General features: G+C 37.2%; 18 protein-coding genes. 4 read left to right on the top strand and 14 right to left on the bottom strand.

Going from position 1 to position 18,405, the window contains the following annotated elements; translation table 11 throughout:
- The first annotated feature begins 68 nt into the window (after positions 1 to 68).
- Positions 69 to 857, top strand: coding sequence for an alpha/beta fold hydrolase (locus B1NLA3E_RS02150; protein ID WP_015592217.1), 789 nt, complete (start codon positions 69 to 71; stop codon positions 855 to 857).
- Between the two features lie 76 nt (positions 858 to 933).
- Here the strand turns inward: B1NLA3E_RS02150 and B1NLA3E_RS02145 are convergent, their stop codons facing one another.
- A complete protein-coding gene (locus B1NLA3E_RS02145; RefSeq protein WP_015592216.1) occupies positions 934 to 1,506 on the bottom strand; it encodes a hypothetical protein in 573 nt (190 codons plus the stop codon).
- A gap of 23 nt (positions 1,507 to 1,529) precedes the next feature.
- Positions 1,530 to 2,198 (bottom strand): hypothetical protein, encoded by a 669-nt coding sequence (locus B1NLA3E_RS02140; RefSeq protein ID WP_015592215.1) that lies wholly within the window; start codon positions 2,196 to 2,198, stop codon positions 1,530 to 1,532.
- A 553-nt stretch (positions 2,199 to 2,751) separates the two neighbouring features.
- Here B1NLA3E_RS02140 and liaG point away from each other — a divergent pair.
- Complete coding sequence (gene liaG, locus B1NLA3E_RS02135) at positions 2,752 to 3,609, top strand: LiaG family protein (protein ID WP_015592214.1); 858 nt, start codon at positions 2,752 to 2,754, stop codon at positions 3,607 to 3,609.
- A gap of 112 nt (positions 3,610 to 3,721) precedes the next feature.
- On the opposite strand, the gene B1NLA3E_RS02130 is transcribed toward liaG, so the two are convergent.
- The 7 genes from B1NLA3E_RS02130 to B1NLA3E_RS02105 form a co-directional block, all read right to left on the bottom strand.
- Positions 3,722 to 4,660, bottom strand: a complete 939-nt coding sequence (locus B1NLA3E_RS02130; RefSeq protein WP_015592213.1) for a magnesium transporter CorA family protein — start codon at positions 4,658 to 4,660, stop codon at positions 3,722 to 3,724.
- Between the two features lie 15 nt (positions 4,661 to 4,675).
- Positions 4,676 to 4,810 (bottom strand): hypothetical protein, encoded by a 135-nt coding sequence (locus B1NLA3E_RS25775; protein ID WP_268870649.1) that lies wholly within the window; start codon positions 4,808 to 4,810, stop codon positions 4,676 to 4,678.
- A gap of 86 nt (positions 4,811 to 4,896) precedes the next feature.
- Entirely contained in the window at positions 4,897 to 5,166 is a 270-nt protein-coding gene (locus B1NLA3E_RS02125) for a hypothetical protein (protein WP_015592212.1), read from the bottom strand.
- 154 nt (positions 5,167 to 5,320) lie between these two features.
- Positions 5,321 to 5,884, bottom strand: coding sequence for a ferric reductase-like transmembrane domain-containing protein (locus B1NLA3E_RS02120; protein WP_015592211.1), 564 nt, complete (start codon positions 5,882 to 5,884; stop codon positions 5,321 to 5,323).
- Positions 5,881 to 6,798, bottom strand: coding sequence for an FAD:protein FMN transferase (locus B1NLA3E_RS02115; protein ID WP_015592210.1), 918 nt, complete (start codon positions 6,796 to 6,798; stop codon positions 5,881 to 5,883). The genes B1NLA3E_RS02120 and B1NLA3E_RS02115 overlap by 4 nt, the downstream gene beginning before the upstream one ends.
- 15 nt (positions 6,799 to 6,813) lie before the next feature.
- Entirely contained in the window at positions 6,814 to 7,224 is a 411-nt protein-coding gene (locus B1NLA3E_RS02110) for a hypothetical protein (RefSeq protein WP_015592209.1), read from the bottom strand.
- 182 nt (positions 7,225 to 7,406) lie between these two features.
- Positions 7,407 to 8,843 (bottom strand): amino acid permease, encoded by a 1,437-nt coding sequence (locus B1NLA3E_RS02105; RefSeq protein WP_015592208.1) that lies wholly within the window; start codon positions 8,841 to 8,843, stop codon positions 7,407 to 7,409.
- 487 nt (positions 8,844 to 9,330) lie between these two features.
- On the opposite strand from B1NLA3E_RS02105, the gene B1NLA3E_RS02100 reads away from it, so the two are divergent.
- Complete coding sequence (locus tag B1NLA3E_RS02100; protein WP_015592207.1) at positions 9,331 to 11,094, top strand: PhoX family protein; 1,764 nt, start codon at positions 9,331 to 9,333, stop codon at positions 11,092 to 11,094.
- A 123-nt stretch (positions 11,095 to 11,217) separates the two neighbouring features.
- Here the strand turns inward: B1NLA3E_RS02100 and B1NLA3E_RS02095 are convergent, their stop codons facing one another.
- Both B1NLA3E_RS02095 and B1NLA3E_RS02090 read right to left on the bottom strand, forming a co-directional pair.
- Positions 11,218 to 12,732 carry an acetyl-CoA hydrolase/transferase family protein gene (locus B1NLA3E_RS02095; RefSeq protein WP_015592206.1) on the bottom strand — a complete coding sequence of 505 codons (1,515 nt, stop codon included), beginning with the start codon at positions 12,730 to 12,732 and terminating at the stop codon, positions 11,218 to 11,220.
- Positions 12,733 to 12,863: 131 nt separating this feature from the next.
- On the bottom strand, positions 12,864 to 13,508 hold the full coding sequence (locus B1NLA3E_RS02090) for a LytTR family DNA-binding domain-containing protein (protein WP_015592205.1): 645 nt from the start codon (positions 13,506 to 13,508) through the stop codon (positions 12,864 to 12,866).
- A gap of 510 nt (positions 13,509 to 14,018) precedes the next feature.
- On the opposite strand from B1NLA3E_RS02090, the gene B1NLA3E_RS02085 reads away from it, so the two are divergent.
- Complete coding sequence (locus B1NLA3E_RS02085; protein WP_015592204.1) at positions 14,019 to 16,160, top strand: MMPL family transporter; 2,142 nt, start codon at positions 14,019 to 14,021, stop codon at positions 16,158 to 16,160.
- Positions 16,161 to 16,311: 151 nt separating this feature from the next.
- Here the strand turns inward: B1NLA3E_RS02085 and B1NLA3E_RS02080 are convergent, their stop codons facing one another.
- Genes B1NLA3E_RS02080 through B1NLA3E_RS02070 form a run of 3 tightly spaced genes read right to left on the bottom strand, consistent with a single transcriptional unit; the run spans position 16,312 to position 18,401 of the window.
- Positions 16,312 to 17,022, bottom strand: a complete 711-nt coding sequence (locus B1NLA3E_RS02080; protein ID WP_015592203.1) for a hypothetical protein — start codon at positions 17,020 to 17,022, stop codon at positions 16,312 to 16,314.
- Positions 17,023 to 17,043: 21 nt separating this feature from the next.
- Entirely contained in the window at positions 17,044 to 17,763 is a 720-nt protein-coding gene (locus B1NLA3E_RS02075) for a polymer-forming cytoskeletal protein (RefSeq protein WP_015592202.1), read from the bottom strand.
- A 14-nt stretch (positions 17,764 to 17,777) separates the two neighbouring features.
- On the bottom strand, positions 17,778 to 18,401 hold the full coding sequence (locus tag B1NLA3E_RS02070) for a YhbD family protein (RefSeq protein ID WP_015592201.1): 624 nt from the start codon (positions 18,399 to 18,401) through the stop codon (positions 17,778 to 17,780).
- Between the last annotated feature and the right edge of the window lie 4 nt (positions 18,402 to 18,405).

Below are 18,405 nucleotides of genomic sequence, written 5' to 3'. Positions count from 1 at the left end.
TAAAATTGATTACTCTTCACAGGAAACGGGAATAAGGTGTAATAAAAATCAGTTGGAGGGGTTTAACATTGGAAAATTTCCTCACAAGTAATTCTGGTATTCCTTATTTACGGCTCGGCGCGGGTGCTGGTGAGCCTTTAATCCTTATTCATGGTCTTGGAGAAATGAAAGAAGGCTGGAACGATCAGTTTGAACTATCCGATCAATATGACCTCATTATCCCAGATTTACGTGGACACGGTGATCATAAAAATACAGAAGGAATCTCGATGAGAAATTTTGCTGATGATATACTTTCAATCCTAAAGGAACTTCAAATTGAAAGCGCTCATATTTGTGGATTATCAATGGGAGGCCTTGTGGCTCAAGAGATTTATCGCTGTGCACCTAAAATGTGCCGGTCATTAATATTGGTCAGTACCTTTCATTTCATGCCTAAGCATTTAGGCAAACTACTTTATAAATTGCGCAAAAATCGAGCCTCGTCCATTTCTATTGAAGAACATAAGCTTATTGCAGCACGTATATGTTTATATTCCCGAACAGAAGAAAATTGTAAAAAGTTCTTAAATTATTATCGTCCTGATAAAGAAGCCTATATTAAATCGGTTGAAGCTTGCATGAAAGTAAATAATTTTTCATTATTACCTACAATCAATATTCCTACCCTTATCATTGGTGGTCAATACGATTCTGTTACACCTGTATGGGTTCAATTATTAATGCATAAACAAATAGTCCATTCGGAATTTGTCATCATGAGGAATTCTGGCCATGTAGCAAAGCTTGAGGCTAAGGATTCATTCAACCGGGCACTGCGAGGGTTTTTAGACAAGCAAAAGCTTGCTGCTTGTTAAATAGAAAAAATTTAGGGAAGGAACAAATCTCCTTCCCCCCATAATTTATGGCTTGTCCTATTACATATAACTGGATTTATTTCGGTTGGGCTGAGGTGGACCCTGCTAGGATTGATGCCTTTTGGTCACCCTTGTCAATTAAGCTTTTTAGCATTTCAAATTCTTCTTTAAAGCTATTCAATTGTGCTAATTCCTTTTTCATGTCTTGAAGGTCGGATTGAAATACTTTCGTTTCCGCTAGCTCCTTCTTTGTTTTTACTAATTCTGTTTTTAATTGTTTGGTTAACTTAATAATTTCTTTTGAAACCTCTACAACACTTTCAATATCTTTATTTGTCACTTTGATAGAATCCTGCAAACTCCAGATTTGTTCTTCTAGGGATTCTATTTTTTCCTCAGTTTGAATATGAAAGTTAGCTAAGTTCTTCAAATCATTTTTTGTTGGTAAATTAAAGATATTTGCCAACACTTCTTGATTTTTTCTAAAGAATTCAAGCTGACGAGCGAGAGGGTCATTTCCTCGTTTTATTAATTCCCCATATTCACTATTATTGGTTACAAGGTATATGTAATCATTAATTTGTTTTCCCCAAATCTCACCAAAGTACTTAATTATTTCATATGGATCGTATCCATTTTTGCTTGGCACCTTTATTTACCTCCTAATAAATTTTATATATTTGTTAACTCACTGGATTTTTCCATATATTTTTGAAAAGGGAAAATAGCTGTTTTGAGTTGTTTCGTGAAGAGATTAACAAAAACTTTTTGATTTTCATATAAAACATTTGCAGTTTGCTTAACATTATTAATATATTGTTCTCTACTATCTTTTCGAAGAGCCATATATTGCTCAACCGTTTCCAGATATTTATCAATGGTCTCGCCTTTCGATATAGCTTGAATGGGAGTGATGAAGATTGATGTTGTTTTATTTTGGATATCATCCATTACTTCGTTAATTTCATGGTAAGACTTCTTTGGGAAAAACTGTTGCATCGAAGTGGTCGTCATAAGCAACTCTTCACGAGCGGTTCCTTCCCATTCACGTAACTCTCGATTAAATTGCTCCGTAATTAGGTTCATATTTTCCCGATTCTGATTGACTCTCTCCACATACTTTCTTGCAGCATTTAAAAAAACCTCATCATGATAATTTAATCTTTCAACCCATGAATCTAATTCTTGAAATGCATTCTTCCATAGTAATCCTAAACTTGATAGCTGACCCTCGTTTGATTGTTGATTGCTATCAACCTCTTGGTTTTCAAGGTTAAGATTGATTTCAGCACCTTCAGTAGCTTGGTTTTCTTTTTTAATTCCTTTATTTCTTTTTGACATGTTCTTTCCTCCATTTCATTGACTGATTTACACTCGTTTTTTTGAACCAATTTTATATAAACTTTTCATTATGACTCCAAAATAAGCCGTTACCCTACTTATTTGATAGAATTAAATATAGAATATTGGCACAATTTAAATTATTATCACAAACTTGGCTTTTGTAAACCTTTCTTTCTCGACAAACACCCACAATTTTACATATAGTTGGACAATTAATTATCTATCTTACACAAAATACCCCATAGCCATCATATTTTCATTTGAATAGTAGATAAGAAAACGGTGGAACATTGTCGAAAAAAATCCGCCTTCCGGTGGAGCTTCCTGTAAAATTCACGGTTTTCTTTCTCAAAATTCCTTTGATGCAAAGAGATTATTTCATTTTATAGTGTGGATATGACCTTTTTAAAACATCCATAATCCGCCTCAAGTCTTACCTACAATTCGTTCTTTAGTTCATTGATGGAAGATTATCAGATGATATATGATTTATATGAGGATTTTAGTAAGAATAGATACTCTAATATATTGAAGGGACGGAAAATGAGGTATGAAAAAAATTCTGTTTATTTTTTTAATCCTTATTGGACTATATGTAGTTTTTCACAATTTCTTTGATTTGGATTTGTTTAATTTAGGGGGCCAGGATCATCAGGGTGTTATTTCGGATAATATTAATCAGATTGATATTGATGTATCAAGTGTTAGCACAAACATTATTCCAGAAAACAGAAATAATATTAAGGCGGATTTAAATGGTAAGGGAAAAGTTATCATTAATCGCAATGGCAATAAAATAACTGTGTCTGCAAAAGTAAATTGGTTCGATTGGTTTAATTTTTCAAACAAAGCTAAATTAAATATTTATATACCGGAAGATTATCATCGTAATATGAGAATTAATTTGGGATCTGGAAACCTAACCTTTTCTGGTCACTCGCAAAATAAGCCAATGAAATTGGATGAATTATCGCTAGATATAGGTTCAGGGAATGTGGAACTCAAAAACTTAGAGGTTAACCAATTAATCCATGATGAAGCATCGGGGAATGTAGCGGTGAGCTCCTTAACAACAAAATCTGGTTCATTTGATATTAGTTCCGGAAGCCTTGACATCAAGCATTATTCCGGTGCGATCGATGCCCAATTATCCTCTGGAAGATTAGACTTACAAATAGATAAATTAAAGGATTCTGTTGATATAGAAGTTAGTTCAGGGCAAGTCCAATTGGATCTTCCAAATCAGGCGGACTTTACCTTAAATGGTAAAGCAAGCAGCGGCACCATTTCTTGTGATTTCCCCCTTAACAGCAAAGAAATAAATACTAAAACAATCAATGGAAAACACGGTTCAGGAAAGAACAAAATCAATCTTACCGTTTCAAGCGGAAGCATCAAAATCTATTAACAATAAAGCAGGGCGCTGTTTTTTTCTCGCCACTTTAATGCGGTAGCACAAAAAATGGTGCCTGACCCCCGATGCGTTAACGCGGTAGCGCATCAGGGGTCAGGCACCTCTTTTAAAAGAATTTCTTTTTCCAAAAAACAAAGGTTGTTAGACTTGATAGAAAAACAACTATTAAAATTATAAATGTAAATGCATGTCGTTGGTGCTGAAACGGTAAGTCAACGTTCATACCGAAGAAGCTGGAAACCATTGTCGGCAAAGCTAAAATAATCGTGATCGAAGTCAGAAATTTCATTACCATGTTCAGATTATTAGATATAACTGATGCAAAGGCATCCATCATTCCACTTAAAATCGAACTATAAACCTCCGCCATTTCGATTGCTTGCTGAGTTTCAATGATCACATCTTCTAATAGTTCTTTATCCTCATCATACATTTTTAAATGGCTCAAACGCAGAAGTTTTTCTAAAACTATTTTATTAGATTTTAGGGAAGTGGTAAAATAAACTAAACTTTTTTCCAGCGCTAATAATCCATAGAGCTCCTTGTTTTTCATTGATTGATGGAGCCCTCTCTCGATTTCATCCGTTTTCTTATTGATCTGTTTCAAATATCTTAAGTAATAGGTAGAAATTGAAAAAAGGATTTGCAAGGAAAATCGCGTTTTTTTATTCGTAAAGAAACCTTTAATTTTATTTTGATAAAAGTCTCCCAAAATTGGAGTTTCTTTTAATGAAACTGTGATAAAGCAATCATCTGTAATGATCATCCCAATTGGTATCGTTTCATAGATTGGGATTCCGGTATCATCATGTGTAATATATGGAAAATCGACAATAATCAATACGTTATTGTCTTCCCGCTCGATTCTTGATCTTTCCTCGTCATCAAGTGCATCTTTAATAAAGTCAACAGGGATATTTAGTTTGTTTGCAACTAGATTAATCTCTTCCTCATTAGGTGAGGTCATATTGATCCAGCAGCCTTTTGTTATTTCTTCCAATTTCTCAATCTTTTTTTCCCCGTTTGCAATGTAAAATTCAATCATCTAAAAACCTCCTCATTAGCTGGAGGAAGCAAACGTACCTTTTAAAGAGTTGATATGATTGATTTTATCACTCCTGCTACAAAAAAAGATAAATCCGACTTCCTCGTTTGGACTGTTCGGTTCAGGGTCAGGAGAACCTTGACTACTCAAAAATATCAACTCCTTCGTATTGTTTGTAATCCATCATCTATCTTATACCCTAAATAAGAAAAACTGCAATAATAAATTATCACAGTTTAAGCATCTATTGGATCACGTCCATTTAACCTATCTTCAATTCGATTTATCAGTTGTTCAATGCTTTCAAATGAAAAATTAACCTCAGAAAAGACCTCCCGTAAATTTAAGACATACACAGGATGATCATTTTTTATTCTTTCATCAAAATGGGTTGTTGAAGTAACAGACCAGTCCCCGTCCAACCAAACCGCAATTCGCTCGACACTACCGTCCCAAATAACTTCCTTAAACAAATCTTTAGCCTGTAATTCCAGGTCAACTTCCATTTTTACCCCCCCGAAATAACTTACAATTAAATTATAGACCAACTAAATAAAATTGCCAAGATGCTTACCAAGAGAATACGCAAAGATTCTTTAATACGTTAATTTGCGTTAGAGCACCTGACCCCCAGTGCTGTAACGCGGTAATGCGTGACGATTATGCGGTCGATACTTTTTTGGCTGATTTACTCATTCTCAGCACGAATAATCCAGCTACACTGGCTCCTGTAATCATGTAAAGCCACGGGATCCCACTATTTTGAGCGTCTGACCCAAGGATAACTCCATGAAGGAGGGCAAGAACGTAGGCCGGAAAGGAAAGAAAATGGATGGCTCGCCAAAATTTCTTTCCTAGAATCTTGACCACATCGGAAGAAAGCATAATGAAAAATAGGATATAAAATGATATTATGCCGAGCGAAACTAAAATAGTATCATTATTTGATGCAAATGGAACAAAAATTTCTGTTAGGCTAAACTGAGTATCTGGATCAGAAACTAATACTAGCCCATGAAGAAGTCCAAATAACAAGCCAAACCATCCCGAAAATTGATGGACTAAATGGAGGAATTCTTTATTTTTTGGATTAACTGACGGAAAGCTCTGCAACATTCCCGCCATGATCGCCAAGAATAATAAGACGTAAGATGTTAGCCCGGCTGCCTTTGTGATACTCCAAACTGATGGAACACCGCCCAAAACACTTAGAAATTCAGTCATGTTATCCCTACCCCCTTCATGCAATATTTTTCTAATTTCCCGCCCATTACTAGAGAAAAATCACTTTTTACACCTAAGTAAGCAAGCTTAGGCGCTCGTTCTGCAAGCCATTGTTTCCCTTTGTCCTCACCAAGAATCAGTAGACATTTTGCAAAAACCTCTGCAGTCGTTAAATCAGGAGCTAACACAGTAACTTGAATCAAGTCAGAGTCCCCGCTTTTTAATGTTCTTGGATCGATAATATGATGGATGCTTTCCCCTTCTGTGTTCTGCCAACGGCGCTTCATCGCACTACTTGTTGCGATGCCAGCATCGCTTCCGATATTAAAACGAAACACATTCTGATTGGGGTCAATTGGGTTAGCAATCTCTACCTCCCACTCTTCCTTCCTATTTCCCCACAGGACAAGATCACCACCAGCATCAATTGCACCTGAAGTAATACCGTTACCCCGTAGTAACTCAGATATTTGCTGGGCTGCCCAGCCTTTTGCAATTCCACCAAGATCCACAGCTATACCGTTTGCCAAAGTTATACTTTTCATTCTTGAATTAATTTCAACGGAATATTCCGTAGCTATTTGGTTAGGATTATATAATCTACTCCGCTTAGTTTGGATCATTTCAAAGCTTTTGTCATACCCTAACTCGCAGATTATTTTACCAATATAAGGATTAAATATTCCACTTGTTTTCTGATAAAAGCTATTGGCTGTATTGATGATTTGAAATAGGAAATCTGATGCAAGAAAGGGATACCCAACAGACCGATTAAGCTGGGAGAGTTCACTATCCTCCTTAAAACGGCTAAGCTTTTCCTCTGTAAAATGGAACATTGACTCCACTTTTTCTGCAGCGACTGTTGGAAGCCCATGAGTACTAATTTTGGTATTCATAGCGCGAAATGAATGCATTTCTTAATCCCCCTCCTACGATGCTCTGCCATTTACGCGATTGCTATCACTAAAACCTCCGCCATTGGTACCAAATTGGTTTTGATTAGAATCACTTGAGTTTCCGCTCTCGCTTTGATTAGAACCATTTTCAAGATCCCCACCCCAGCCTGGATTTTCTTGACTGTTAGCATCGTTATCTTGGAAGCGTTTCCCCTGATTTGTACTTTCATCATCGCCATTATACCCTCCACCCCAGGAAGGATTTTCTTTTACAAAAGGATTTTGCTTGGTACTGTCACTTTGTTTTCCTTGCTGATTAGAATTATTTAAAGAAACCTGTTGGCCATCCGTAACGTCTGATTTTTGCGTCAATCCTATAAACCCTGTGAACATAGCAACACTTGAAAAACCAACGACCCATTTTAAAACTTTATTTTCTTTCATTTTTTAATCTCCTCCTGAAATTGTAATCATGAAATAAGCTTACCCACAAAAAATGAATAATTTATGTCTATTGTTAGAAAAAAAGTTTAAATATTTAAGATTATTAGTCTTATTTTCCACGGACGAAAAGGATTGAAGCCTTAAAATTCCCCCAAAAAAATCCACCATAATCATGGTGGAAGTCATTCTCTCTCTTTCTCATTTTCCTTGCTAGGTAAAATTTCTTCAGATACCTCTAACCCAAAATTCGGCTGAAGTTTTCGTGGGGAAACGGGAGATCTCTGATTTTCCCCACTTGGCTGAAACCGTTTTTTTCTTATTCTTAAAACACCAAAGACAACCGAAAAAAAGACCACTAATGTTAGGCCTGCCGCAAGCCCTGCTCCCTGGCCTTTGACGAAAGGCATGCAAACGATAACCGCAATGAGACTGATTAATGCAAACCATGAGGTGTATGGATAACCAGGCAACTGACAATTACCAGTACAACCGTTTTTCTTTCGAAATCGTAATTGGGAAGCGACAATTACCGCATAAGTAAAAAGCAATGCAAAAGCGCCTGAGCTTACTAAAAACGTATATATATTCGCTGGTAGCAACAGTCCCATACCTAATGAGGCAAGCATTCCAATACCTGACAGCAAAATGCCCCGATAAGGAATTTCTCCTTTTCCTTTAATAAAAGCTGGTGCATCCCCTTCTGCCGCTAATGACCGAATCATTCTTCCTAAACCAAATGTTGAAGCTAACATCGTCGAAAGAATGGCAGATACCAGGACAAAATTAATGGAATTTGCAGCCCAGCCAACCCCCTGCCTGGTAAGAGCAGCAACAATGGGACTTACCTTGGTATTAAGGCCAGCAGTCGGAATGAGTGGCAGTATGACTGCAATGGTTCCAATATATAGGCCAACTAACGCTAGTACTGTTAAAAAAATGGCCTTTGGAATTGTTTTTTTGGGATTTTTCGCTTCAGAAGCAGCTAATCCTATAATTTCAAAACCAGCATATGTAGACATTACCATTAACATACTACCTGCAATGCCGCCAAAACCTCCCGCAAAAATCGGCTCTCTCGCCAACTCCCCAATTCCCACTCTCGGACTTCCCGGAAAAAGGCCAACGATCAGTGCTACACCAATTAAAATAAAGCCTACAACCGCAAAAAATTTGATTGATGTAAGCCCACTCTCCAACTTACTTAAACGTTCGGCACCTAACAAATTTAATAGAGTGATACCGATGATAATCGCTGAGCCAAATAAACCAACTGAAATTCCGGGAAACCAGCTCCGAAGTAAAATAGATACAGCTGTCGCTTCACTTGACATTCCTATAACTAGACCTGTCCAATATACCCATCCAACTACAAATCCCAATCCCGGACCATAAGCTTTTTTAGCGAAGGTCCGAAAAGAACCTGGTGCCGGATCGGCAACCGTCATCTCAGAGAGTGCATATAGGATTATATATACGAGTGCTCCTCCTAATATATAAGCAACAATAACTGATGGTCCTGCAGCATGAATTGCTATTGATGCCCCAAGAAAAAACGAAGCGCCAATTACAGATCCAAGCCCCATCATGACAAGGTGAAACACTGATATGCCCTTTTCCATGGCATTTCCCCCTATTTTTTATTTATTAATAGTATTTGTTTTTCTTTGGAAGTTTATGAGGACAAATTGGATTTCTGGAGAGATTACACGTTTTTTGAGGAATCGAGGGTTTGGCTTGGAATAGCATTATTTTAAAAAAATGTTACATCTTCGTTCATACTTTGTTCATTTTTATCATTTATGATGAGAACATGTTAAAAAAACCTCCCTGGTTTTTTTTCTTTTTATCCGGTCCTTGTGATCGGATTTTTTTTTTTTGCTGTGTTAAATTTGAATGTTGATTTCCGCTCCATTTTATATGTGAGTAAAATCAACATTGAGCTTTAACACAGCCTTATTTTAAAAAATAAATAAGCGAAAACCACCGCCTCCATTTACATCCCTCTATATAAATTTATAGAATTTTTACACTATTCAAGCCTTTACTTAATATTTATTTTCTATGATGTACATGTACTTGAATATGTAAAAAAACGGAGGTAATAAAATGCAAAAACGCAAAATAATGGCCCCATTGTTAAGTTTGGCAATTCTTGTCCCTACCGCGGTGAATGTTTATGCCCAAAAACCTGTTTCGGTAGAAAAGGTTGATTTTATCGGCATGGATACTCCTAAAACAGCGGATGAACTTTCAAAATTGTATAGTAAGGCATCTGCAGTCATTACATATAATAATGGAACGAAAAAAACAGTTCCGCTCGAATATAAGACATTGTTTCAACCCGGGGATGTTATTAATGGAAAAACCGCTGGGACCACCTATGATGCTAATGGGAATGAGATATTGGACCCTAAAACCGGAAAGCCTTTCGTCTCTACCGCACCAGATAGTAATAGTCTACTTAGCGTAAATGGAAAAAGTGGTAAGCTATATTTGTTAAACCATTATGAAAGTGTTCCTAGTTCAATCGGTAATTTGCCAAAAGCATTGATTTTAAATACGGTCGAACAGGATAAGAAAACGGGTGAGCTTAAAGTAACAGACATGAAGCCGGTTGATTTTTCAGCAGATGGTGGGATTTGGACGCCGTGTGCAGGAATATTATCACCTTGGAACACTCACCTTGGCAGTGAAGAATATGAGCCAGATGCAAAGGCACATGAACTTAATCCTGAGAATTCATCCGTTACTCAATTCGCCAGGAACTTTTACAAAGATCAAACTTTGATTGGAAATCCATATCTTTATGGGCATCTTCCAGAGGTTGAAGTTCATCCAAACGGTACAGCGACAGCAGTAAAACACTATAGCATGGGTCGTCTCTCGTTTGAGCGAACTGTCGTTATGCCAGATGAGCGAACAGTATATTACGGAGATGACGGTGCTTATACGATGATGTTTATGTATGTTGCCGACAAATCCAAAGATCTTTCTGCTGGAACCCTTTATGCGTCAAAATGGAACCAAACTGGCGACCAAAATGGAGGTTCAGCCAATTTAGAATGGATTAAGTTAGGTCATGGAACGGATAATGAAATCAAGAAAATGGCTCAATCTTTGAAATTCAGTGATATATTTGAAACAACAAACGATGATGTTTATGCTACTGCTAATGGTTTTAAGAAAATAAAGACAAATAGCAGCGGTGGAAAAACGGAATGGTTAAAGTTGAAGCCTGGAATGGAGAAAGCTGCCGCTTTCCTTGAATCTCGTCGTTATGGTGCGCTTATCGGGGCCACTTCCGAGTTTAATAAAATGGAAGCAGTTGAGGTAAATAAGCAAGATAATAAGTTGTATATGGTGATGTCTTACATCCAAAGTGGAATGCAAACGAATCCCACTGATCCTGCTGATGATATCCACGTTTCAAAGATCGCTGCTGGGGGAGTTTATGAGCTTCAGTTAGCAAAGGGGCAAAAGATACGAAGTGGAGAAGCAATAGGAAGTAATTATGTAGCTACAACAATGAACGGCCTTGTTACAGGCGAGGATCTTTCTGTTAAAGATGCCGCTGGAAACAAAGCAAATATTGATAAAATTGCCAACCCTGATAACATTGTTTTCTCTAAAGAAATGAGAACCTTGTTTATTGCCGAAGATAGCGACATGCACAAAAATAACTTCGCCTGGGCTTATAATATCGATACGAAAAAGCTTTCCCGCATTGCCTCTGTACCTGATGGTGGTGAAGCAACTGGGCTGCAAATGGTTAATAACTTAAACGGGCACAGTTATTTGATGCTAAGCTCACAAAACCCTGGAAATGTTGGATATTTGGATGGGCTCCCTGTACTAGAAGATAAAAGATAAGCTTATGAAAAATGTGGGTAAACGAATAAAGGACGACACTCATGATGTTTCATAGAAAAAAAGCGTAAACAAAAAGGTGACTTGCCCCAGGTGTGAATACCAGGGCAAGTCACCTCAAATTTTTTATACTAATTCTGCAACTGGTTGAAGCATAGATCCAGTTTTCTTATAACTTTCATGCCAAGAAAATGCTTTTTCTAAGACATGCGGAGTTTGTCCGCCTCTTGTAAGCGCCTCTTGGTAATATTCACGTAATTGGTCACGATACATTGGGTGTACACAATTTTCAATGATTAATCCAACACGTTCTCTTGGAGCTAATCCACGTAAATCTGCATATCCTTGCTCTGTAACAATGACGTCTACATCATGTTCAGTATGATCAACGTGTGATACAAAAGGAACGATACTCGAAATATTGCCGCCCTTTGCAATTGATTTTGTAACAAATATGCCTAGGCGAGCATTCCGTGCAAAGTCACCAGACCCACCGATTCCGTTCATCATATTTGTACCCATAACATGAGTTGAATTGACATTTCCATAAATATCAATTTCTAAAGCTGTATTAATAGAAATTAGACCCATACGGCGAATAAGTTCTGGATGATTAGAAATTTCTTGTGGTCTTAACACAAGACGATCACGGTATTTATCAAAATCGGTAAAGAGTGTGTCATTTCTTTTTTGTGATAAAGTAAACGAACAACCCGATGCAAACTTAATTTTTCCAGCATCCATCAAATCAAATACTGAATCTTGAAGGACTTCGGAATATACTTCCAAATCAGTAAATTCAGAGTCTAAGAAGCCATGGAATACAGCGTTTGCAATAGAGCCAACCCCTGATTGAAGTGGTGCTAATTTTTCTGTTAAACGTCCTTCTTCAATCTCATTACGTAGAAAGTCAATTAAATGGTCTGCCATCATTACTGTCTCATCATCTGGATCAACAATTGTGGATGGTGAATCCGCTTGATTTGTAAAGATAATTCCGGCTATTTTTTCTGGATCAACTTTAATTCCGATTGTTCCAATCCGGTCATCAACTTTAGTCAACGGAATTGGACCTCGTTCACCCTGTTTTTCTGGTGCATAACAATCATGTAGTCCTTCTAAAAACTCCGGCTGCGCTAAGTTAATCTCTACGATAATTTTTTTAGCATATTGAGCAAATATTAAATTGTTTCCAACAGATGTTGATGGAATAATCATCCCATCTTCTGTAATCGAAACCGCTTCCAAAATCGCAAAGTCAATTTCATCAATTGCACCTTGTCTAATCCATTCAGCTGTTTGAGATAAATGATTATCTACAAAATACATATCTCCAGAGTTAATCTTTTTTCGCATTGCTGGTTCTGCTTGAAATGGCAATCGCTTATTAATAATGCCAGCTTCTGCCATTAATTTATCAACATCTGAGCCTAAGGAAGCTCCTGTATACACATTAACTTTAAAATCTTCTGTTTCAGCACGTTTTACCAATGCATAAGGGACAGCTTTCGCATCTCCTGCTCTTGTAAATCCGCTTAATCCTAATGTCATTCCGTCCTCAATCCATGAAGCAGCTTCTTCTGCTGAAACAACACGATTTTGTAAACGAACGTCTTTTATCCGGCTGAAGTTGTTATCCACTCTTCCATCCCCCTATATTACTCTTTTGAATAATTTTATCAGGTGTAATATAACAGGATAGATTTTTTGAACGAAATTAGGCAAAATTGTGACAAAACAGTTAATTTTAATCACGAAACAGAAGTGTTTATTCAGAATACTAGTAATTTTCTAAAATAACTAGAATATGACTGACTAACTGGGATACGATCACCATTTTTCATCTGTAAGACAAATGTAGAGTGTGTATCAGGATAAATTTCTTTGATGTGATTTACATTGACAATGAAGGAGCGATGACAACGGATAAACGAATCCTTCGGTAGAAAATATTCAAATTCCTGTAAAGAGTATTTATGAGTTCCTGAAAATCCTTCTGTAAACACATGGGTTTTTCGCTCTTTTGCTTCTAAATAGGTTACCTGAGCAAATGGGACCGGAATCCACCCATCGTGAACTCTAACCGTTACGAATAACTTACCATCTGTCAATGCAGGAAAAACAGCTGTTACACATCCCTCTACCTGTCCCTCGTTTAAAAAAGGAACCGCCATGCCATAATAAGGAACACCAAACATTTCTCGATTAATAAATTCTGAGACTTTTTGCTTGGTGCTCATGGCTTTATATGTAATAGTACCTGCTCGCACTAAATCCCCAGCGCGAATTTTTAAGTCGATTCGTTTACTTGGACGATAATATATATATTCTTTGTTGTTTGAAACGGCAATAGAGGTCTCATCCGAAAATAGCTCACCTATAACATCTAAAAGTGCAGTTGCCGTTAATTGCTTCATCTTTTGACACCTTTCCCATACGCTAGTTTAGTAGATAGTATAATTTTACACTTTTACCATAAAAGTTTCCATCATTCAACTAGGTAATTTAACCCCATTATATTTAATAGAAGAAATTAATTTAACTAGATTGAACCTCCCTATTTTTAAATCACTTTTCAATGAAAAATGGATGGCATTTTTTATACTGTTTATCGTTAAATTGACACTACTCAAGCCGATTCATATAATGAAAAGGAATCCGATTATTCGTAATAACTAATGGATTTCAATTACATAAAAAAGAATTTCCTTTCTTATGATGAGCAATTCTAAAGTCCGTATTAAACCTAACTTTTTCACAAGAATGGACAACAAAAACCACATTACTTGGGTAATGAATTATTTCAAATATACAGGGAGGTGTCTATTCCCATTCACTGCAACGCATTAACGTATTGGGGGTCAGGCACCCTATTACACATTAAAGCGTTAACGCTATAAAGAATTGCTTTTTTGGGAGGGTTCTCTTTGAACAGGTTCGGACATTTCATTTTTCGCTTTAAAAAAACCATTATTATCATTTGGATTGCCGTCATTGCTGTTTTTGGATTTTTTGCACTGAAACTGCCTTCTGTTTTAAGTGGGAACGGCTTTGAATACAACGGTGAATATAAACAAACGCGCCAAACCCTTGATCAAGATTTTAAACAACCTAAATCAGCCATCATCGTGTTGTTTGAAAAAGAAAAGAATGGAAGCAAACAAAACTGGGAGAAATTTATTAACGATTCTCTTAAAAAGGCTGAAGACGTCCCTGCGGTTGAGGATGTTGTTTCTCCGTTTGAACAAACCGGTATGATAAAAGGAAATACAGCCTGCGCAATCCTAACATTTGAAAAAGAATCCGGCAGCCTTGGTAATACGATCAACCGCCTACGTTCAGTCCTAAAGGATCAGGATGGAATGAAGGTATTAATTACCGGAGAACAAGTTATTGTAAAAGATTTAAACCAAGCAAGCCAAGAGGATTTGGCTAAAGCAGAAATGATTGGATTACCGATCGCACTGGTTGTTCTCGTATTAGCTTTCGGAAGTTTAGTTGCAGCGAGCTTGCCAATTCTGGTCGGAATCATATCGATTACAACCACAATGGGGATTGTCTACTTCTTTAGTTACTCCTTCGACTTAACTATTTTTATTTTAAACATAGTCCCAATGATTGGTCTTGCCTTGAGCATTGATTTCGCTTTGTTATTGATTAATCGATTTAAAGAAGAAATCAGTCACTCTTCCGTTGAAGATGCCGTGGCAATGACTGTTGCTACAGCTGGCCGCTCGATCATATTTTCGGCTTCATGTGTTTTTATTGGATTACTTGGCTTAATGTTTATCAGAGTAGATATTTTCCGAAACGTAGGAATTGGCGGAATGACAGTCGTATTAGTGGCTGCCCTATCAGCCATTACGTTTCTGCCAGCACTCCTTTCGTTAATAGGGAACAGAATCCATTCCCTTAACATTTTAAAAGTAAAAGGTGATGGTCCTGGAATTTGGAGCAAGTTTGCCCATATAGTGATGAAACGCCCAGTCATTATGGCATCGTTGGCGCTGATTATTTTGGTCACAGCCCTCATCCCTGTAAAAAATATGGATGTGAAGGTTCCTGGAATCGATGCTTTACCTCCTTCATATGAATCAAGATTAGCATATGATAAATATGAAGATAAGTTTGTCGACAAGGCGATGAGCAATGAAAATAAAGTCATTATAGTCCTTGAAACAGATAATGCAATGTTGGATAAAAACAATCTTGAAAAAACACAATCGGTCATAAATTCGGTGACCCAAAATAAGGATGTCAATTCGGTCGAATCTGTCTTTTCCTTATCTGGTATGACAGATGCTAACCAGTTCATCATGGCTCTTTCCCAACCAAACAGCCCGCTCAAACCAGTGGCCGACCATTATATTTCTGACAATAAAATGCTGGTTAATGTTTATTTAAAAAATAAACTCACTACCAGTGAAAAGCGCGAATGGGTTAGGCAATGGACAGAGAAAGACTATGATGTAAAAGCCACTTTTGGTGGTAGTATCAAATTTGAACAAGAAATTTTTGATGAAATCTTCAAGCAAACCCCAAAGGGACTAGCCTTAATCCTTGTGTCAACTTTCTTGATTTTAATGATCGCCTTCCGGTCTTTGCTGATCCCAATTAAAGCGATCATTATGAATATCCTGAGTCTTAGTGCCACATTTGGTATCGTAGTTTGGGTGTTTCAAGAGGGACATCTCGGCATAGATCCCGTGAGTATTACTTTGATGCTACCTGTGTTTGTTTTTAGCCTTGTGTTCGGTCTTTCCATGGATTATGAAGTATTTTTGATTTCAAGAATTCATGAGATCTACCTTGAAACAAAGGATAATCATTTTGCAACACTGCATGGGTTAATATCAACTAGTAAAATTATTACCTCAGCAGCCGCGATTATGATCGTTGTTACAGGTGCCTTCGCCTTTACTGGAGTGACTCCTGTTAAACAAATGGGTGTTGGTATTGCCCTGGCCATCTTCATCGATGCCACCATCATCCGGATGATCTTAGTACCATCCTTAATGAAACTATTCGGTGATTGGAACTGGTGGCTATTTGGATTAAAACAAAAATAAACACAACACGTTAACGCGTTGATGCAAAAAGAGGTGCCTAAAAAGAGGCACCTCTTTTGATGGGACTAATGCCCACATAAATGTATGAACAATTGAATCTGACAGAGACCCAACCTAATTTCTGATTATCCCCAGTCAAATTCTTCCCTCCTCACCCAACTTTTCTATGTTGCTTCACGCGAGCATTAGCATCAGCAGTAAATTCCTCTTTATACTCTACGAGACCGATCTCGCATCCAACCCCAATATGAACTCTATTTCCTCTTACAACTTCAGCCCTCGTGTTTTCCAGGAAAATCTCATCCCCCTCAATTACACGAGCTTCAAGACTGCCGTCTCCTGTGAAAAAAGGAAAAAAACCCAACTTTCTTTTCACAATAATCTTTTCTCCACCAATTTCATCTGCATTACTTGTTCCAAAGCGTGGGTTTAGCTTAACAATTCCAGCGTTTAACAAGCCTGAGATTTCAAATGCACCAGTTGATTGGAAAATTTCAAATTCCGCGTCGCCTTTAACCGACAGTGATCCTTTAATATCTACTTCTTCACCAGAAAAACGATTCCCTAGATCAAGAGTTCCCCAGACCTTCGTTTTCCTAATTGCTCCAGTTCCTCCGACTGCTGCTGTTCCAAAAATTTTCATCTCGTCAACAACCAGGTTGCCCAGGATCTCCACTTCTCCATAAACATCAAACTTTCCTGCAGTTCCATTTTTTAAAATACTACTAGTTCCATATGTTTTAAATGCTTCACATTCAAAATCAGATGTAATCGTTCCTTCTCCCCTGATTTTGATTTTATTAAAAAAACCTCCACCATAACTTCCCGATCCATTTATGATAAGGTTGTGTTTTTCGGCCATCTTCACTACCTCATTTCTTGGTTATAATTGAATATGTTTCTTTACTTTCCCGTTTTTTTCCACATTAAACGATTGCTTATATTCAACCAAATCTATTTCACAGTTCTCACCTATGATTATATGACTACCTCGGACAATTTTTGCCTTAGTATTTTCCAGTTCAATATAATCTCCTTCAATTAAATCCGTTTCCAGTTTAACCGAATACACTACTTTTAGTAGCTCTAGAAATAGATTTGTCTTCTGTCTTACCCGAATTTTCTGGCCGCCTATCTCACCCGCTTTACAGTTACCAGCAGTATGAATATCAATATTTTCAGCACTCAGTAAACCACCTACTACAAAATGTCCCTCTGCTTTAAAGGTTTCAACTTCACAATCTCCTCCAACATAAAGACTGCCCTGTACCTTTAATTCTTCCCCTTTAATATTTCCGCCAACAGAACCTCTTCCCTGCACACCCATTTTGGTAATGAGGGCATCACCACTAACTGAAGCCCTTCCTTCAATAACGAAATCCTTGCTTGTTATATTTCCAGTTATTTTACCATTTCCACTAATTTTTGTTTTTTCACTTTTTAAATCTCCGTTAACAGTACCTGTTCCATTACATTTAAAATAACTACAATCCAGCTGCCCATTTACAGTCCCTTTTCCACTGATAACCGCTTGTTCGAACATGCCTCCATTTGACGTACCAAAACCATTTATGATTAAATCTCCTTGCTTTTCGATACTCATTTTTTCAGCCTCCGTCACACTAGCTTTGTTTTTAATTCATCTATATACGCATTGATCGATAATCGGACTAACACTTTTGTTCCCTCTTCGAACAAAACGCTTTCTGCATTTGAAACAATTAGACATGATGAAATTCCAAATTTACGAATGAGAATTAATTCAGTCTCTTTTTGTTTGGCCTTTTCTCCGTGATCATTCAAAAGTTGAATGATCATTTTTCCTTCTTCTAGATGAATTTCACCCGATTGAAGCAGGTTTTCGAGAATAAACAAGTGCAGGATCATCCCAAAAGAAAATTCTTGAACTTCTCCAACCTGCTCCTGGTATAAATTAATCGCAATGTTCGAAACAATGTTTCGTTCCACCAACACCTGTTTTGTTAAAAGTAAATCAGAAACGGAGGGTGAAAACATATCCGCCAGCTCATCAAGAGATAGGTTTTCCTTCATCATCTGAATTCGATCAATCCGTTCCAACATTTTCTCTTTTGGAAAAAATGTCTCCTGCCCAGTAAAAGTCGATTTTCTGATAAACCACTCTTCAGGTATTAGACTTTTACGCTTCCATCTATACAACTGTCCATATGATATGCCAGTCAAATCTAATAAATCTTTTTTAGAAATCAATTCATTACTCATAAGA

Source organism: Bacillus sp. 1NLA3E (genome assembly GCF_000242895.2).
In the GTDB taxonomy this organism is placed as follows: Bacteria; Bacillota; Bacilli; order Bacillales; family Cytobacillaceae; genus Bacillus_BU.
Note: the sequence above shows the minus strand (reverse complement) of the source record. Positions and strands in the feature narration are given on the sequence as shown.